Below are 15,724 nucleotides of genomic sequence, written 5' to 3'. Positions count from 1 at the left end.
TCCCTAAGTGAGCACACAATGCTGAAATGTCCATTCATGAATACTCCTTACACCCCAAATATTTCTCACTTATTAGGAGCCCTATCGATATACGACCTTGAAAATACAGCTGGAAAAAAACTTCGGAAGTACAACCCCAACAATGAAAAGGATAGAGAAACCATCATAATTACCTTTATCCTAAAGGACCTTATGTATCTCTCATATAGGCATCGCTTCGCACTAATATCTGCACTCAGGGATACACTAAACAGATCCGATTTTGACTTTTCGAAAGAGTTCGAAAGCGATTACGACGAATACAGAACTATGGCTTGGAACGAAACTGAAATAGCCGACCCTCGAGGTTTCTTCGCCGACATTTACCGCCTAGCTAATGAGGTCTGGAAAGATGATCTCCAAAAAGCCAGCCTTGAAGACCAGTCAGCCTGGTGAGAACGGAATTAAATTTCATACTTATAAGCTCGTGTCCGGGTGGGGATGGATACAAACCAGGAATAACCGCGCCATCAAAACGCAAAGCGTTGATCACGGAGAACCGGCGTCACCGCAACTGACACGTGCGGAGCGACAGGCAAGGATTGACGAGATTGCAGAGTCAAATATCCACCGACGTCTATCAGATTTGGAAAAATTAATTCCGGACGCACACGTCTTGGAAAACACGGAGTTCGAACATCATTAGGATCTCAACTTGAACGAGTAAAAACAGCTAAGAACCCTACTAACGGCAACAGAGACGAAAAACCAATCACTGCGTACGCGGAGTTTGAATAGTGGGGAAAAAACCAAGCCTACCAATATTGCGAGGCCTGCTATTCACTTACTGCATAGAAAACACTAAAAACTTAGAGAGAGAGGAAATAATCTCCTCAAAAAATATTAATGATGAAAGCGAACTCTCTGAGCTTTTTCATACTTTAACCAAACCGGAATTTCTTTCATATCGAGAAGATGAACAGAAGTGGTTTATAGAAACAATTGAACACTACCTATCAACTGACGAAAGCTTTGAATCTGTTTTTCATCTTTTCGATACTTATTTTGAAGATGAAATCCTTGACAAAAGACGCTTCATAAAAGTTCTTTTAGACTGCCTCAAGCTCTATAGACTTGAGTTGAGCGACGCCAAAACCTAAGACCTTAAAATCTTACTCACTTTTTATTGAAGATGGAGAGTGCGCTATCCATAACAAAATCGACACCGAAGATATATTAGGCGCAACCCCAGTAAAATCTGATGGAACTTACGTCGGATACTCCATACCAAACCTCAACAGGAAATAAAATGAAAACTAAAAATATAAATGCAATAATCAACAAAGAACACAAGCAGGTCACCATCAAATATGACCCAACGAAGCTCACGATGACATTTTCAGAGGCCGAGAATTTTGAAAAGGTTTATGAAGGGCATGACCTATATATTTGCTTCGCGAAAATCCGGGCAGACTTCCCGCATATAACCTTTTTATGCAAAGGGGCAAAAATAAACGTTAAACCGTCAAGAATGGCTTCTCAGATGAGCGCAGGACTCGTCGCATACGAAATGACTTTAGGTCAGCAAGCTACCAACGACGACATAGTCCATTTGTTTGACTACGAAGAGGAGAATCTAACAAACGACCTACAGGAACAAATAGATTTCTTCAGGAAATGGTTGGCGTCATTAGGTGCTCAAGATTACGAAAAATTTAACTGATTCATGATTGCCCATCCCCTGTGATAAGCCAGTTCACCACAGGGGAGAAACGATGTCCTTAAATCCCCGCCAACGCCAAATCCATCGCAAAGTAAGTAAAAATCAAATCCGCCCCCGCTCGCTTGATCGACCCCAACGTCTCGCGCACCACTCGATCTTCATCAATCGCCCCCGCCTGGGCGCCAAACTTGATCATCGCGTATTCACCGCTCACCTGGTACGCCGCCACCGGCAGGCGTGAGGCTTCGCGGATGTCGCGGATGATGTCGAGGTAGGCACCGGCCGGTTTGACCATGAGTGCATCCGCGCCTTCCTGTTCGTCGAGCAGCGATTCACGCACGGCTTCGCGGCGGTTCATGGGGTTCATCTGGTAGCTTTTGCGGTCGCCTTTGAGGGCGCTGCCGCCGGCCTCGCGGAAGGGGCCGTAGAGGGCCGAGGCGAATTTGGTGGAGTAGGCCATGATCGGGATATGGGTGAAACCGGCGTCATCCAGGGCGCGGCGGATGGCTTGGACCTGGCCGTCCATGGCGGCCGACGGGGCGATCACGTCGGCGCCGGCGCGGGCAGCGGCCACGGCTTGTTTGCCTAGGTTGACCAGGGTCGCGTCGTTGTCGACGTGGGCGCCGTGCATCACGCCGCAGTGGCCGTGGTCGGTGTATTCGCAGAAGCAAGTGTCGGACATCACGATCATTTCCGGCACGGCGTCCTTGATGATCGAGGACATGCGCGAGACCAGGCCGCGTTCTTTCCAGGTGTCGCTACCGTTGGCATCCAAGTGATGAGACACGCCGAAGGTCATCACCGACTTGATACCGGCACGGGCATAACGCTCGATCTCGGCGGCGAGCTTCTTCTCGGGGATGCGTTGCACACCCGGCATGCTGGTGATCGGCACGAAGTCGTCGATTTCTTCTTCGACGAAGATCGGCAGCACCAGATCGTTGAGGGTGAACTCGGTTTCTTGGAACAAACCACGCAGCTCCGGAGAGCGGCGCAGGCGGCGTGGGCGGGCTTGGGGGAACTGGCTGGTCATGGTTTTCCTGACATAAAGACTCAAACTTTGGGGCGAAAGCTTATGCCCACCGGCCCCGGCAGCACAAATACCAAGGGGCCAACAGTGTATTGCGGCGCTCGCAATAATGTATTGATCTAGAGCTGTAGACGCCCGTCGATGCACACCGCTACGGCGCCGCCGATCCAGATTTCCTCGCCCTGGCGCTCGACGCTGATACGCCCCGCGCGCCCCATGGCCGTGCCTTGGCTGACCACATAGCGCTCAGGCGCCAGGCCTTCACGCAACAGCCATTGGGCGACGCCGGCATTGAGGCTGCCCGTGGCCGGATCTTCCGGCGCGCCGTCGCCTGCGACAAAACCACGCACTTCAAACTGCGTATCCACATCGTCCTGCGCAGGGTCACAGGGGGCTATCACGCCCACGGCCAGCCCCATAAGCTGTGAATAATCAGGCTGTAACGCCAGGACCTGATCACGGTCCGCCAACATCACCACCAGCCACCCTGCGCCATTGTCGACCCATTGACTGCGTACGATACGGTCCGGCTCCAGGCCCAGTCCCAGGCGCACACGCTCCAACACATCGTCCTCCACCGCGCCGGAACGCAACAACGGCGGTGCTATAAACGCCAGTTCATCGCCTTGACGACGGATACGCACCAGGCCGATTTCGCACTCCTGGACGATCTCCTCGCCTTTAGGCACCCCGCCCGCTGTCAGCCACGCATGGCAACTGCCCAGTGTCGGGTGCCCGGCGAATGGCAGCTCCTGCAAGGTGGTGAAAATTCTCACCCGGTAGTCAGCCCGAGGGTCGCGCGGCGTCAGTAAAAACGTGGTTTCACTGAGATTGGTCCACTTGGCGAAGTCCGCCATCTGCTGGTCGCTGAGGCTGTCGGCACCCAGAACCACTGCCAGCGGGTTGCCCTTGAGGGACACGCGGCTAAAGACATCCAGTTGTTTGAAATCGAAAGTCGGCATGCTTCAGCTCGGACTATTCAGTCCACGGATCACTGCCGGCCGGGCCACAAAGCTGTCCAGCACGCGCAGTACGTTAGGGAAATCGGCAATGCCGACGATATCGCCCGACTCATAAAAGCCAATCAGGTTGCGAATCCACGGGAAGGTAGCAATGTCGGCGATGCTGTAGTCATCACCCATGATCCAGGTGCGACCGAGCAGGCGTTTTTCCAGCACTTCGAGCAAGCGACGGGATTCGGCAGCGTAGCGGTCGCGAGGGCGCTTGTCTTCGTAGGCCTTGCCGGCGAATTTGTTGAAAAAACCCAACTGGCCAAACATCGGGCCGATGCCGCCCATCTGGAACATCAGCCATTGAATCGTTTCATAACGTGTCGCCGGATCTTCGGAGAGCAACTGGCTGGTTTTTTCCGCCAGGTAGATCAGGATCGCGCCGGACTCAAACAGCGCCAGAGGCTGGCCGGCTGGGCCCTCGGGGTCGATGATCGCGGGGATTTTGTTGTTCGGATTGAGGGACAGGAACTCAGGGGACAACTGGTCCTGGGTCTCGAAACTGACCTTGTGTGCCTCATACGGCAGGCCCAGCTCTTCAAGCATGATCGAGACTTTTACCCCGTTGGGTGTAGGCAACGAGTACAGTTGCAGGCGCTCGGGGTGCTGGGCGGGCCATTTGCTATTAATCGGGAACGCGGCGAGAGGGTTCATCGGTAAGTCCCTGGCTAGGCAGAAAGTCCCCATGATAGCCATCTACCCGGTGTCCTGCATGGGTCATCAATGCGCAACATCGGCGGGCTATTATCCCGCGTGGGCGAACCAATACGCCCGCGTGCACTCTTAAGTGCGCTAAAACGGTGAATGGAGGCACCTCGCTATACCGACAGGGAACACCGCAGGACGCCCCGGCGTCATTGGGGCCAGGCTTGTCCGCCTTAACGTGACGCACGAAGACTCGAACCTATAATGACGATCAAGCCTCTGCGCCTTGTGCAACGACTCAAACACTATTCATACATCATGCTGCCGCTGCTGCTGGTCAGCGGTGCCATGGTTGCTGCCCTCGACGCCCGTGAAAGCCGCGCCCAGCCTGTGGACGGTGTGCAAACCCTGGTGTTCCTGCGCCACGGCGAAAAACCTGCCGGCGGCCTCGGCCAGCTCAATTGCCAGGGCTTGAACCGCGCAATGAACCTGGCAACCCTGCTGCCGGAAAAGTTCGGCAAGGCCAACTTTGTATTTGCCGCCAACCCGACACGCAATGTCGAGGAAGGTGAGCTGGACAATTCCTACAGCTACATTCGCCCACTGATGACCATCAGCCCCAGCGCCATCAAATTGGGCCTGCCGGTAAACATTAAATTCTCCGCGAATGACACCAGCGACCTCGCCGATGAGCTGGTCGAGGACAAATACCACAACGCCACCATCTACACCGCCTGGTCCCACGGCTACCTGCCGGAGCTGATCAACAAGGTGGCGAGTGAAGCGTCCGGCGAAAAACACACGATTACCGACGACTGGTCCGGCAGTGACTACGACACGCTCTATGTGCTGACGCTGACCTGGCACAACGGCAAGGCCTCGCTGCTGAGCCGCAACTACAAGCAGGGCTTGAACGACGGCGATGAAACCTGCCCGGAACCGACACAGGTGAGTGCTGACAGCTGACAGCGTATGATGCGTCGCTATTGACTCATCGGCGGATCATCAGCATGTCCAACCTCTCCTCCACCCAGCCCGTCCGGGGCTGGTCGTTCTGGTGGAAACCAGCGCTGTTCCTCTTGGTGGCCTGCGTAGGCCTCTATTACGTTAAGTGGTCGCCCTACTACTTCAAGGCGTTTGTGGCGGCCGACAATCACAGCATCGGCGCCTCGATTCTCAACGATCAACAAAGTTCGCCACTGGCGGCAGCACTGGCCTATGCCCAGGTGTATTTCCTGGCGATCTGGAAAGCCGCGGTGCTGGCGGTGATCCTTGGCTCCCTGCTGCAAGTGCTGATCCCCCGTGACTGGTTGCTCCGCCTGTTCGGCCGCGCCGGCCTGGGCTCGACTGTGCGCGGCGGGCTGTTCGCCTTGCCAGGCATGATGTGCAGTTGCTGCGCCGCGCCGGTGGCGGCGGGCATGCGCCGCCAGCAGGTGTCGGTGGGCGCGGCGCTGGCCTTCTGGATCGCCAACCCGGTGCTGAATCCGGCCACCCTGGTGTTTATGGGCTTTGTGCTGGGCTGGGGTTTTACCGCGTTGCGGCTGGTGGCGGGCATTGTGTTGGTGGTGGGTGTGTCGCTGGTCGCGCAGCGTATTGCCCGGCCGGATCAGGTGCCGGAAGCGGCATTGGAGGCTGTAGCCGAAGTCAGCAGCACGGAGTCGCAACCATTCCTGAGCCGTTGGCTGCGCACGTTGTGGCAGTTGTTCTGGAACACGATCCCCATCTACATCCTGGCGGTGCTGGTCCTGGGCGCGGCGCGGGTATGGCTGTTCCCCCATGTCGACGGCGCCATGGCCAATAGCCTGGTGTGGTTGGTACCGCTGGCGATTGTCGGCACGCTGTTTGTAATTCCTACAGCGGCTGAAATCCCCATCGTACAAACCATGATGGCGCTGGGCATGGGCACCGGCCCGGCCGTGGCCTTGCTGATGACCCTGCCGAGCGTTAGCCTGCCGTCGCTGTTGATGCTGCGCAAGGATTTCGATGCGCGGGTGCTGGTGACGGTAGCCGGGTTGACCATGCTGGTGGGCGTGGTGTGTGGGTTGATCGGGGCGTTTATCCTCTGAGGGCTCGCTCGCGCAGATAGGCCGTGACGGCGCCCTGCTCTCCCGCGAACTCGATCCGTGCGCCTTTGCTTTCACGCTGGAAGGCGTACATCGGGTCGTAATATTCGCGCAACAGCCCTTCTATCCAGGCGCGATGCAGGTCCACGGCGCCGCTGCGCGCCTGCTCCGCCAGGGCGTCCTGCATGATCGCGTGCAAGCGCTGGAAGCGCTCACCCCCCAGCCGCTTGTGTATATTCGCCAGACTTTGGGTAAGACGTTCGGCGAACAATGCGTAGCCGTCTTCGCCAAACACCGTATCAAACTCAACACACAGGTCGACTACATAGTCGCGCAGGATGCGTTCGACACGCCCTTCGACGCTGTCTTCCAGCCACACCATTGAGTAGCCCTGCATGCCTTTGTGCAGTGGCAGCGGCAGCGCGCAGCTGCCGATCATGCGGCTTTCGTCCTCGACCACAAACTGCTCAATGCCGCCCGCGCGTTTTTTCAGCAGGTCCACCGCCAGACGGTTCTCGAAGTCGATGTTGGACGGCTGCGTGGTGGCGCGCTTGCCGAAGCTGGAGCCACGATGGTTGGCGTGGCCTTCAAGGTCCAGGGCATTGCGCAACTGGCCGAGCACTTCGGTCTTGCCGGTGCCGGTCATGCCGCCGAGCAACACGAAATCACACTGGACGGTGGCCTGTTCAATAGTGTTCACGAGGAACGTTCGCATGGCCTTGTAGCCACCGCCGACCCGTGGGTACTCGATGCCGGCGTCGGTTTTCAACCATTGCTGCACAATCTGCGAACGCAACCCGCCGCGAAAACAGTACAGGTAACCGTCGGGATGGGCTTGGGCGAATTGTGCCCACTGTGCAATGCGCTCGGCCTTGATGGCGCCGGACACCAACTCATGCCCCAACACAATCGCCGCCTGCTGCCCTTGCTGCTTGTAGCAGGTGCCGATGCGCTGGCGCTCGTCATCGTTCATCAACGGCAGGTTGACCACGCCGGGGAACGCGCCCTTGATGAATTCCACCGGCGCGCGGGTATCCATCATCGGCCGGTCGCTGAGGAAAATGTCGCGGTAATCGGTGATGTCAGTTGCCATCAAAACACCTCTACCGCGTTGGTCTGTCGCTCAACCAGAACGCCGATCGGCGCCAGGCTCAAGCCCAGTTCCGCCGCCACGGCGTGGAACTCGGCGTCACCTTCAGGTGTGACGGCGATCAGCAGCCCGCCGCTGGTCTGCGGGTCGCACAGCACGCGCTTGTGCAGCTCTTGCACGCGCCCGAGCTTGCTGGCGTAGCTGTCGAAGTTGCGTAACGTGCCACCGGGCACACAACCCTGATCCAGGTAGTACTCGACCCCAGGCAGCCGTGGGACTTTTTCATATTCGATGCGTGCGGTCAGGCCGCTGCCGTCAGCCATTTCCACCAGATGACCCAACAGGCCGAAACCGGTGACATCGGTCATGGCCGTTACCCCGGCCAGCTTGCCGAAGCGGCTGCCGGGTTTGTTGAGGGTGCACATCCAGTCGCGGGCCAGGCCGATGTCGGCCTCGCGCAGCTTGCCCTTCTTTTCGGCAGTGGTGAGGATGCCGATGCCCAGCGGCTTGGTCAGGTACAACTGGCAGCCGGCGGTAGCCGTGTCGTTGCGCTTCATATGGCGCTTTTGCACGATGCCGGTCACGGCCAGGCCGAAGATCGGCTCCGGCGCGTCGATAGAGTGGCCGCCTGCCAGGGGGATACCGGCGGCGTCGCACACCGAGCGGCCACCACGGATCACTTCCCGGGCAATCTCGGGCGCCAGCACGTTCACCGGCCAGCCGAGAATGGCGATGGCCATCAACGGGTCGCCGCCCATGGCGTAGATGTCGCTGATGGCATTGGTGGCGGCGATGCGGCCGAAGTCGAAGGGGTCATCGACAATCGGCATGAAAAAGTCAGTGGTGGAGACCACGCCGCGCTCGTCGTCGATGGCGTACACCGCCGCATCATCCCGCGAGGCATTGCCAACCCACAGGTTGGGGTCGAGGTTCTGGGCGCCGCTGCCGGCGAGAATCACTTCCAACACTTGGGGCGATATCTTGCAACCACACCCCGCGCCATGGCTGTATTGGGTAAGACGAATCGGCTCGTTCATGTAGGACCTCACGCTATCAAGTGTCGGGATTCTAACAGACAGCAAAAAGCCGGCTGGGCTCTTGTGAGCACAGCCGGCTTTCAGGTTTCGGCGGTTACTGGCGGGCAGCGAGCAAACGCTTGTGGCGGTTACGTCGTGCGATGTTCAAGCACTCGATGGCCGCCGAGAAGGCCATGGCCGCGTACACGTAGCCTTTAGGCACATGGGCGCCGAAGCCTTCGGCGATCAGCGTCATGCCGATCATAATCAGGAAGCCCAGGGCCAGCATCACCACGGTCGGGTTATCGTTGATGAACTTGGCCAGCGGTTCAGCCGCCACCAGCATCACGATCACCGACGTCACCACGGCAATGATCATAATCGGCAAGTGCTCGGTCATGCCCACGGCGGTAATGATGCTGTCGATGGAGAACACCAGGTCGAGCAACAGGATCTGCCCGATCGCTGCGGCGAAGCCGATGGCCACGGTGTTGCCAACCGATGCTTTCTCTTCCGGCTCCGGGTCCATGCTGTGATGGATCTCGGTGGTGGCCTTCCACACCAGGAACAAGCCGCCGGCGATCAGGATCATGTCCTTCCACGAAAACGCCTGGCCGAGCACTTCGAACACCGGCGCCGTCAACTGCACGATGAACGCGATGGTGCTCAACAGGCCCAGGCGCAATATCAGCGCCATGCTGATACCGATGCGCCGTGCCTTGGCCCGGTGCTGCTCAGGTAGTTTGTTGGTGAGGATCGAGATAAAGATCAGGTTATCGATGCCCAGCACGATTTCCATGACGATCAAGGTGGCCAGTGCAACCCAGGCGGTGGGGCTGGCGGCCAGTTGTAAAAGGTAATCCATAGGTCAGTCCTGAGGTTGTGCTGGGAAATTAAGCTTCTTTACTGTTCGAGTCAGACTCTTTTTCTTCCTGATCGTCCTTTTTCTGCGGGCTGATCAGGCCTTGTGTCGCTTCACTCAATGCCTGCTCGGCGGCCTTGTGGGTGTCATCAATGGCTTGCTTGGCCGACTCGGTGGCTTTGCCCAACACTTGCTGCGCGCTTTTCTCGACCTGATCGCAACCGCTGATCACTACCAATGAAAGCGCAAGCAGCGATGCCGCGCCCAGGGAATTGAGTTTCATGATGTATTCCTCGTTAGAACCATTGGGTCCAAATAGTGGCCCCGCGATAGCGAGGCATTCTATGCAGGCGAACACTTCAGGAAAATTCGTATTTTTCTCGCGTATACTTCGGTTTTTACGAAGTGACGGCCGCGATGCTCAATTACCGACAATTGCACTACTTCTGGGTTGTGGCCAAGACCGGCAGCATTGTGCGCGCCTGCGAGCAACTCAACCTTACCCCCCAGACCATCAGCGGGCAGATCAGCCTGCTGGAGCAAACCTTCGGTATCGCGCTGTTCCAACGGGTCGGCCGCCAGCTGGAGCTGACCGAAGCCGGACGCCAGGCCCTGCCCTATGCCGAGCAAATGTTCCAGACCGGTAATGAATTGGAAGCGATGCTGCGCGCACAACCCAATGAACAGCAGATTGTGTTCCGGGTCGGGGTGGCGGATGTGGTGCCCAAGTCCATCGTTTATCGCCTGATCGCGCCGACCATGGAGCTGAGCGAGCCGCTGCGCATCACCTGCCGCGAAGACAAACTCGAACGCCTATTGGCCGACCTGGCGATCCAGCGCCTGGATCTGGTGATTTCCGACAGCCCCATGCCGTCGCACCTGGACATTAAGGGCTACAGCCAGAAACTGGGGGAATGTGGCATCAGCTTCTTTGCTACCCAGGCCTTGGCTGACCAACATGGCGGCGATTTCCCACAGTGCCTGCATGGCGCGCCGCTGTTGATTCCGGGCGCGGAGACGGTGGTGCGCAGCCGCCTGCAACGCTGGTTTGCCGAGCAGCAGATCCAGCCGAAGATCATCGGCGAGTTCGACGACAGCGCCCTGATGCAGGCCTTTGGCCAATCCGGCAGCGGGATTTTTATCGCCCCCAGCGTGATCGCCGAAGAAGTCGTGCGCCAATACGGCGTGGCGCTGATTGGCCAGACTGACGCGGTCACCGAGTCGTTCTACGCGATCTCGGTGGAACGCAAGGTCAAGCACCCCGGCATCGTGGCGATTACCGAAGGGGCAAGGCGCGAGTTGTTTACCGCCCTGCCTTGACGGATCAGGCCCTGGAGGCGACCGGTTGTTTGGCGGTCATCAGCCATAGCGCCAGCAGGATTGACACCAGAATAAACCCGGACGCTGCAAACCCCAGGCTGCCCAGGCCCAAGGTGTCGATCACCTGCCCACCGACCAACGCGCCCAAGCCAATCCCCAGGTTGGCCCCGGCAATGTTCAGCGACGCGGCAAACGCTGGCGCATGGGGCGCGGCCTTCATCAGCCGCACATGGCTGACCAGGAACATCGCTGCCTGGGTCACGCCCCACACCGCCATCGCCGCAGCCAGGCCGACGGTGGAATGAATCGCCGGGACCAATGCCACCATGCCGGCGATCATAAAGCCGCAGAACACCATCGACGCGATCAACGGGTGGCGATCCACCGCACGGCCGCCCAAAGAGTTGCCGATCAATCCGACCGCGCCAAAGCCCATCAGGCACCAGCCCACCAACGTGCCATCAAACCCAGCCAGGCGTTCAAGGATGTCGGCCAAATAGGTGTAGGCCGTGAACATACCGCTGAACACCAGGATCGACAGCAGGATATGGCCCTGCATCAAGGGGTTGCGCAGGATCTTGAACTGCGAGCGCAGTGTCACCTCATCGTTCTTCGGCTTCGTCACCGGCAGGTAGATAAACAGCAGCAAAGCCTTGGCCAACGCCACCACCGCCAGGATAGCGAACGCGGTGCGCCAGCCGAACATATCGGAAATCAGCGTGCCCACCGGGATGCCGAACACGGTGGCGCAGACAATGCCGAAGCCGATTTTTTCGATGGCACGCCCGGCATATTCCGGGCCGACGATGTCGACCGCCGTTTCACTGGCCAAAGCCCAGAATACCGGCAGGCCGAGGGCCGGGATCAGCCGCGCCACGGCCATTACCCAGATATTCGGCGCCAACGCGGCCACGGTATTGGCCACCGCGAACATGATCAGGATGCTGATAAATAGGCGCTTGCGTGGGAAACGAGCGCAATACGCCGTCAGAAACGGCCCAAACGCTGCCACGGTGAACGCGAACAGCGTCACCAGCAGACCCGCCTGGGACACGCTGACGTTCAGGTCCCGGGCAATCGACGGCAACAGCCCGACGATGATGAATTCTGTGGTCAGCACGGTAAAGCCGGCGGCCGACAGCAGCAGGATGGGAAACAGCATGAAAACTCCAGAAACAACGACATCAACGACAGCCCGAAGGGCCCGCTGACGGAATAGGAAAAGTGAGAGGGATGAATCTTAACAGAGTGTGTCCGGGTTTGACCAAGACCCTACGGCGCGGGTGACGGAATGCCGCATCGAGCAGGACGTGTCCTACAGCATGGTAGACTTGGCGCCTGTTCCTACAGCGCTTTCGCCTGCAATGCTGCGTCCTACTAAAAAAACTAGAGACAACTGTTTATGACTGCTGCCCCCTCCCTGTTGCAACGACTTATGCGCGTCAGCCTGGTTACCCAAATCGTTATCGGCCTGATCGCCGGTATCCTGCTGGCCCTGCTGATGCCCGAGGCCGCCCAGGCCACCGGATTTATTGGCAAGGTGTTCGTCACCGCGCTCAAGGCCGTGGCGCCGATCCTGGTGTTCGTGTTGGTAATGTCGTCGATCGCCAACCATAAACACGGCCAGGAAACGCACATCAAGCCGATCCTGTTCCTCTACCTGCTCGGCACCTTTGCCGCCGCAGTGGTGGCGGTGGTTGCAAGCATGTGGTTTCCGTCGCCCCTGGTGCTCGCCACCCACGAGGTGACCGTTACCGCCCCCGGCGGCATCGCCGAAGTGCTGCAAAGCCTGCTGCTCAGCGTGGTGGACAACCCGGTCAGCGCGCTGATGAACGCCAACTTCATTGGCATCCTGGCCTGGGCCATCGGCATGGGCATCGCCATTCGCCATGCGGGCGAAACCACCCGCACCGTGCTGGATGATTTGTCCAACGGCGTGACCCTGATCGTGCGCGTGGTGATCCGCTTCGCCCCGCTGGGCATTTTCGGTCTGGTCGCCTCGACCCTGGCCACTTCCGGTTTCGGCGCCCTGCTCGGCTATGCACATCTGCTGATGGTGTTGATCGGCTGCATGTTGTTCGTGGCCCTGGTGGTCAACCCGGCCATCGTGTTCTGGAAACTGCGCCGCAACCCGTACCCCCTGGTGCTGATGTGCCTGCGCGAGAGCGGCATCACCGCGTTCTTCACCCGCAGTTCGGCGGCGAACATCCCGGTCAACCTGGCGTTGAGCAAGCGCCTGGGCCTGCATGAAGACACCTACTCGGTGTCGATCCCGCTGGGCGCCACCATCAACATGGCCGGTGCGGCGATTACCATCACCGTGCTGACCCTGGCGGCGGTGCATACCTTGGGCATCAACGTCGACCTGCCGACCGCCGTGCTGCTCAGCGTGGTGGCGGCCGTGTGTGCCTGTGGCGCTTCGGGTGTGGCCGGTGGCTCGCTGTTGCTGATTCCGCTGGCGTGCAGCCTGTTTGGCATCCCGAGTGAAATCGCCATGCAGGTGGTGGCTGTCGGCTTCATCATCGGCGTGCTGCAGGATTCGGCGGAAACCGCGCTCAACTCGTCCACCGACGTGCTGTTCACCGCCGCCGCATGCCTGGGCAAGGAAGAACAGTCGGCTTAAACGCCGCGCACAAAAAAGCCCGGTGTGGTTCCTGAGTGAACCACACCGGGCTTTTTTATGGCTGGAGGCTTAGAAAGCGCCCATGTAGTCACGCTTGCCCACTTCCACACCGTTGTGGCGCAGCAAGGCGTAAGCAGTGGTGACGTGGAAGAAGAATTGCGGCAGGCCGTAGGTCAGCAGGTAGGACTGGCCGCTGAAGCGCTTCTCTTTCGGGGTGCCCGGGCGGGTGATGATCTCGATACCTTCCTTGCCGTCGACTTGCTCAGGCTTGATGGTGTCGACAAACGCCAGGACCTTGGCGATCAGCGCTTGCAGGTCGGCGAAGGTCACTTCGCTGTCTTCGTATTTAGGCACTTCGATCTCGGCCAGGCGCGCAGAAACACCTTTGGCGAAGTCGACGGCGATTTGCACCTGGCGCACCAGCGCGAACATGTCCGGGAACAGACGCGCTTGCAGCAGGGCGTTGGGTTCGATGTTCTTGGCGGTGGCGTGGGCTTCAGCCTTGTTCAGCACATCGCTCAAGGCGTTGAGCATTTGCTTGAAGACTGGGATGGAGGCGGCGTACAGGGAAATAGTCATGACAGTCTCATCGGTAATGGCAGGGTTGGAACCAGCGGCGATTATAGCCATGCCTGCGGCTTGTCTTTTATTTTTTCAGGATTAGGCTAGTGGCCTTCACTGCATAGGGAAAGCGCGATGACCGCCGAGCACGACACCGACACCCCTGAGCCGCGCCTGAACAGCACGGAAATCCGCATTCTGGGCTGCCTGATCGAAAAACAGGCGACCAACCCGGAAACCTACCCCCTGACCCTCAACGCCCTGGTGCTGGCCTGCAACCAGAAAACCAGCCGTGAGCCGGTGACAAACCTCAGCCAGGGCCAGGTCGGGCAAAGCCTTCGCGCTCTGGAAGGCCAAGGCTTTGCCCGACTGGTGATGGGCAGCCGCGCCGACCGCTGGGAACATCGCGTAGACAAGGCGCTGGAGCTTGTGCCGGCCCAGGTGATCCTGATCGGCCTGCTGTTTCTACGTGGACCGCAGACCGTCAATGAGCTGCTGACCCGTAGCGGGCGCATGCATGACTTCGAAGATGCCGAGCAAGTGGTGCACCAGCTGGAACGCCTGATTGCTCGCGGATTGGCGCTGCTGGTGCCGCGTCAGGCGGGGCAGCGTGAAGATCGCTATACCCATGCGCTGGGGGATCCGGCGGACATCGAGGTGATCATCGCGGCGCGGGGGAATCCGGTGGAGCGTGGGGCTGGCGTGTCTGCGGAGCGCATAGAAGAGTTGGAAGCGCGAATTGCCGCGCTTGAAGAGCGCCTCGCACATCTGGAACAGGCGTAACGCAGTAAACAATGTGGGAGGGGGCTTGCCCCCGATGGCGGTGGTTCAGTTGGAACAGCTTTGACTGAGAGACTGCTATCGGGGGCAAGCCCCCTCCCACATTTGATTACCAGCAATCTTCAGCTTCGAGCGAAGGCCACGGCTTTTTCGAATTGATCCTGGGTTGGCCGCACCCCGGTATAAAGCACAAACTGCTCCAGCGCCTGGATTGCAATCACTTCCAGCCCGGTAATCACCCGCTTGCCTTGAGCCCGCCCACGCACGATCAACGGCGTTTCGGCGGGGATCGCCACCACATCGAACACAGTCTCGGCGTTATCAACCGCATCCGCTTCAAACGCCAGCGCATCGGCCTCGGCGCCGCCAGTCATGCCGATCGGTGTCACGTTGACCAGCATCTGCGGCCGCATGTCGCCCAGTTCTGCACGCCACTCATACCCCAGGCTCTGCGCCAGCGCCCTGCCCGCGGCTTCATTGCGCGCCACGATCACGCCCTTGGCATACCCCCCGTCACGCAAGGCGCTGCCTACGGCCTTGGCCATGCCGCCGCTGCCGCGCAAGGCGAAGGTGGAATCTTTCGGCACAGCGTGCTTTTTCAGCAGTTGCTCGACGGCGATGTAATCGGTGTTGTAGGCCTTCAGGCGCCCATCGGTATTGACGATGGTGTTGAGGGAGGCGATGGCTTGAACCGAATCGTCGAGTTCGTCCACTAATTCAATGGCGGCCTCTTTGAACGGCATCGAGACCCCGCAACCGCGAATGCCCAACGCCCGGATACCGCCGATCGCGCCGGGCAAATCCTGGCTGCTGAACGCCTTATAGTAGAAATTCAGACCCAACTGTTCGTACAGGTGGTTATGAAACCGCAGGCCAAAATTCCCGGGGCGGGCCGACAGTGACATGCACAGCTGGGTGTCCTTGTTGGGGTGCATCTGCATGGATAACTCCTTTGAGTAAGCAAATCGGTACAGACCTTACACAACCTTTACCTAGCGGCCGTGCTGTTTTTCAGAAATATG

18 protein-coding genes are annotated in these 15,724 nt (G+C 58.7%); 8 read left to right on the top strand and 10 right to left on the bottom strand.

Annotation, left to right across the window (positions count from 1 at the left end):
• The first annotated feature begins 36 nt into the window (after positions 1-36).
• The 3 genes from AB3G88_RS09685 to AB3G88_RS09675 all read left to right on the top strand — a co-directional run bounded on the left by AB3G88_RS09685 (position 37) and on the right by AB3G88_RS09675 (position 1,702).
• A complete protein-coding gene (locus tag AB3G88_RS09685; protein ID WP_400528072.1) occupies positions 37-435 on the top strand; it encodes a hypothetical protein in 399 nt (132 codons plus the stop codon).
• Positions 436-776: 341 nt separating this feature from the next.
• Complete coding sequence (locus tag AB3G88_RS09680; protein ID WP_480453814.1) at positions 777-1,139, top strand: hypothetical protein; 363 nt, start codon at positions 777-779, stop codon at positions 1,137-1,139.
• A gap of 149 nt (positions 1,140-1,288) precedes the next feature.
• A complete protein-coding gene (locus AB3G88_RS09675; protein ID WP_480453812.1) occupies positions 1,289-1,702 on the top strand; it encodes a hypothetical protein in 414 nt (137 codons plus the stop codon).
• A gap of 58 nt (positions 1,703-1,760) precedes the next feature.
• Here the strand turns inward: AB3G88_RS09675 and hemB are convergent, their stop codons facing one another.
• The 3 genes from hemB to AB3G88_RS09660 form a co-directional block, all read right to left on the bottom strand.
• A complete protein-coding gene (gene hemB, locus AB3G88_RS09670; RefSeq protein WP_112194491.1) occupies positions 1,761-2,735 on the bottom strand; it encodes a porphobilinogen synthase in 975 nt (324 codons plus the stop codon).
• 116 nt (positions 2,736-2,851) lie between these two features.
• A complete protein-coding gene (locus AB3G88_RS09665) occupies positions 2,852-3,694 on the bottom strand; it encodes a PhzF family phenazine biosynthesis protein (RefSeq protein ID WP_480453811.1) in 843 nt (280 codons plus the stop codon).
• Positions 3,695-3,697: 3 nt separating this feature from the next.
• Positions 3,698-4,396 carry a glutathione S-transferase N-terminal domain-containing protein gene (locus AB3G88_RS09660; protein WP_099584891.1) on the bottom strand — a complete coding sequence of 233 codons (699 nt, stop codon included), beginning with the start codon at positions 4,394-4,396 and terminating at the stop codon, positions 3,698-3,700.
• A gap of 255 nt (positions 4,397-4,651) precedes the next feature.
• Here AB3G88_RS09660 and AB3G88_RS09655 point away from each other — a divergent pair, with 255 nt between their 5' ends.
• Together AB3G88_RS09655 and AB3G88_RS09650 are read left to right on the top strand one after the other, a co-directional pair.
• On the top strand, positions 4,652-5,353 hold the full coding sequence (locus tag AB3G88_RS09655) for a histidine phosphatase family protein (RefSeq protein ID WP_099584890.1): 702 nt from the start codon (positions 4,652-4,654) through the stop codon (positions 5,351-5,353).
• A gap of 44 nt (positions 5,354-5,397) precedes the next feature.
• Positions 5,398-6,453, top strand: a complete 1,056-nt coding sequence (locus tag AB3G88_RS09650; RefSeq protein ID WP_099584889.1) for a permease — start codon at positions 5,398-5,400, stop codon at positions 6,451-6,453.
• On the opposite strand, the gene mnmH is transcribed toward AB3G88_RS09650, so the two are convergent.
• The 4 genes from mnmH to AB3G88_RS09630 all read right to left on the bottom strand — a co-directional run bounded on the left by mnmH (position 6,443) and on the right by AB3G88_RS09630 (position 9,701).
• Positions 6,443-7,543 carry a tRNA 2-selenouridine(34) synthase MnmH gene (gene mnmH / locus AB3G88_RS09645; RefSeq protein WP_480453809.1) on the bottom strand — a complete coding sequence of 367 codons (1,101 nt, stop codon included), beginning with the start codon at positions 7,541-7,543 and terminating at the stop codon, positions 6,443-6,445. The two genes, AB3G88_RS09650 and mnmH, sit on opposite strands and share 11 nt — an antisense overlap.
• Positions 7,543-8,577, bottom strand: coding sequence for a selenide, water dikinase SelD (gene selD / locus AB3G88_RS09640; protein WP_122305336.1), 1,035 nt, complete (start codon positions 8,575-8,577; stop codon positions 7,543-7,545). The genes mnmH and selD overlap by 1 nt, the downstream gene beginning before the upstream one ends.
• A gap of 94 nt (positions 8,578-8,671) precedes the next feature.
• On the bottom strand, positions 8,672-9,421 hold the full coding sequence (locus AB3G88_RS09635) for a TerC family protein (RefSeq protein WP_032886672.1): 750 nt from the start codon (positions 9,419-9,421) through the stop codon (positions 8,672-8,674).
• Positions 9,422-9,449: 28 nt separating this feature from the next.
• Positions 9,450-9,701 carry a hypothetical protein gene (locus tag AB3G88_RS09630; RefSeq protein ID WP_112194479.1) on the bottom strand — a complete coding sequence of 84 codons (252 nt, stop codon included), beginning with the start codon at positions 9,699-9,701 and terminating at the stop codon, positions 9,450-9,452.
• A 134-nt stretch (positions 9,702-9,835) separates the two neighbouring features.
• Here AB3G88_RS09630 and nhaR point away from each other — a divergent pair, with 134 nt between their 5' ends.
• Positions 9,836-10,738: a transcriptional activator NhaR gene (gene nhaR / locus AB3G88_RS09625; RefSeq protein WP_112194477.1), complete on the top strand. Its 903-nt coding sequence runs from the start codon at positions 9,836-9,838 to the stop codon at positions 10,736-10,738.
• A 4-nt stretch (positions 10,739-10,742) separates the two neighbouring features.
• Here the strand turns inward: nhaR and AB3G88_RS09620 are convergent, their stop codons facing one another.
• A complete protein-coding gene (locus AB3G88_RS09620) occupies positions 10,743-11,900 on the bottom strand; it encodes an MFS transporter (RefSeq protein WP_099584884.1) in 1,158 nt (385 codons plus the stop codon).
• 240 nt (positions 11,901-12,140) lie between these two features.
• Here AB3G88_RS09620 and sstT point away from each other — a divergent pair, with 240 nt between their 5' ends.
• The gene (sstT, locus tag AB3G88_RS09615) at positions 12,141-13,361 is read left to right on the top strand and encodes a serine/threonine transporter SstT (protein ID WP_480453806.1); all 1,221 of its coding nucleotides are present in this window, start codon (positions 12,141-12,143) and stop codon (positions 13,359-13,361) included.
• A 69-nt stretch (positions 13,362-13,430) separates the two neighbouring features.
• On the opposite strand, the gene AB3G88_RS09610 is transcribed toward sstT, so the two are convergent.
• A complete protein-coding gene (locus AB3G88_RS09610; protein ID WP_032886679.1) occupies positions 13,431-13,940 on the bottom strand; it encodes a DUF1993 domain-containing protein in 510 nt (169 codons plus the stop codon).
• Positions 13,941-14,057: 117 nt separating this feature from the next.
• Here AB3G88_RS09610 and AB3G88_RS09605 point away from each other — a divergent pair, with 117 nt between their 5' ends.
• On the top strand, positions 14,058-14,705 hold the full coding sequence (locus AB3G88_RS09605; RefSeq protein WP_099584882.1) for a YceH family protein: 648 nt from the start codon (positions 14,058-14,060) through the stop codon (positions 14,703-14,705).
• Positions 14,706-14,824: 119 nt separating this feature from the next.
• Here AB3G88_RS09605 and AB3G88_RS09600 read toward each other — a convergent pair whose 3' ends face one another.
• The gene (locus AB3G88_RS09600; protein WP_480453804.1) at positions 14,825-15,643 is read right to left on the bottom strand and encodes a shikimate 5-dehydrogenase; all 819 of its coding nucleotides are present in this window, start codon (positions 15,641-15,643) and stop codon (positions 14,825-14,827) included.
• Positions 15,644-15,724 lie beyond the last annotated feature (81 nt).

This window comes from Pseudomonas arvensis, from assembly GCF_056688935.1.
This window is presented reverse-complemented; position numbering and strand designations above follow the sequence as displayed.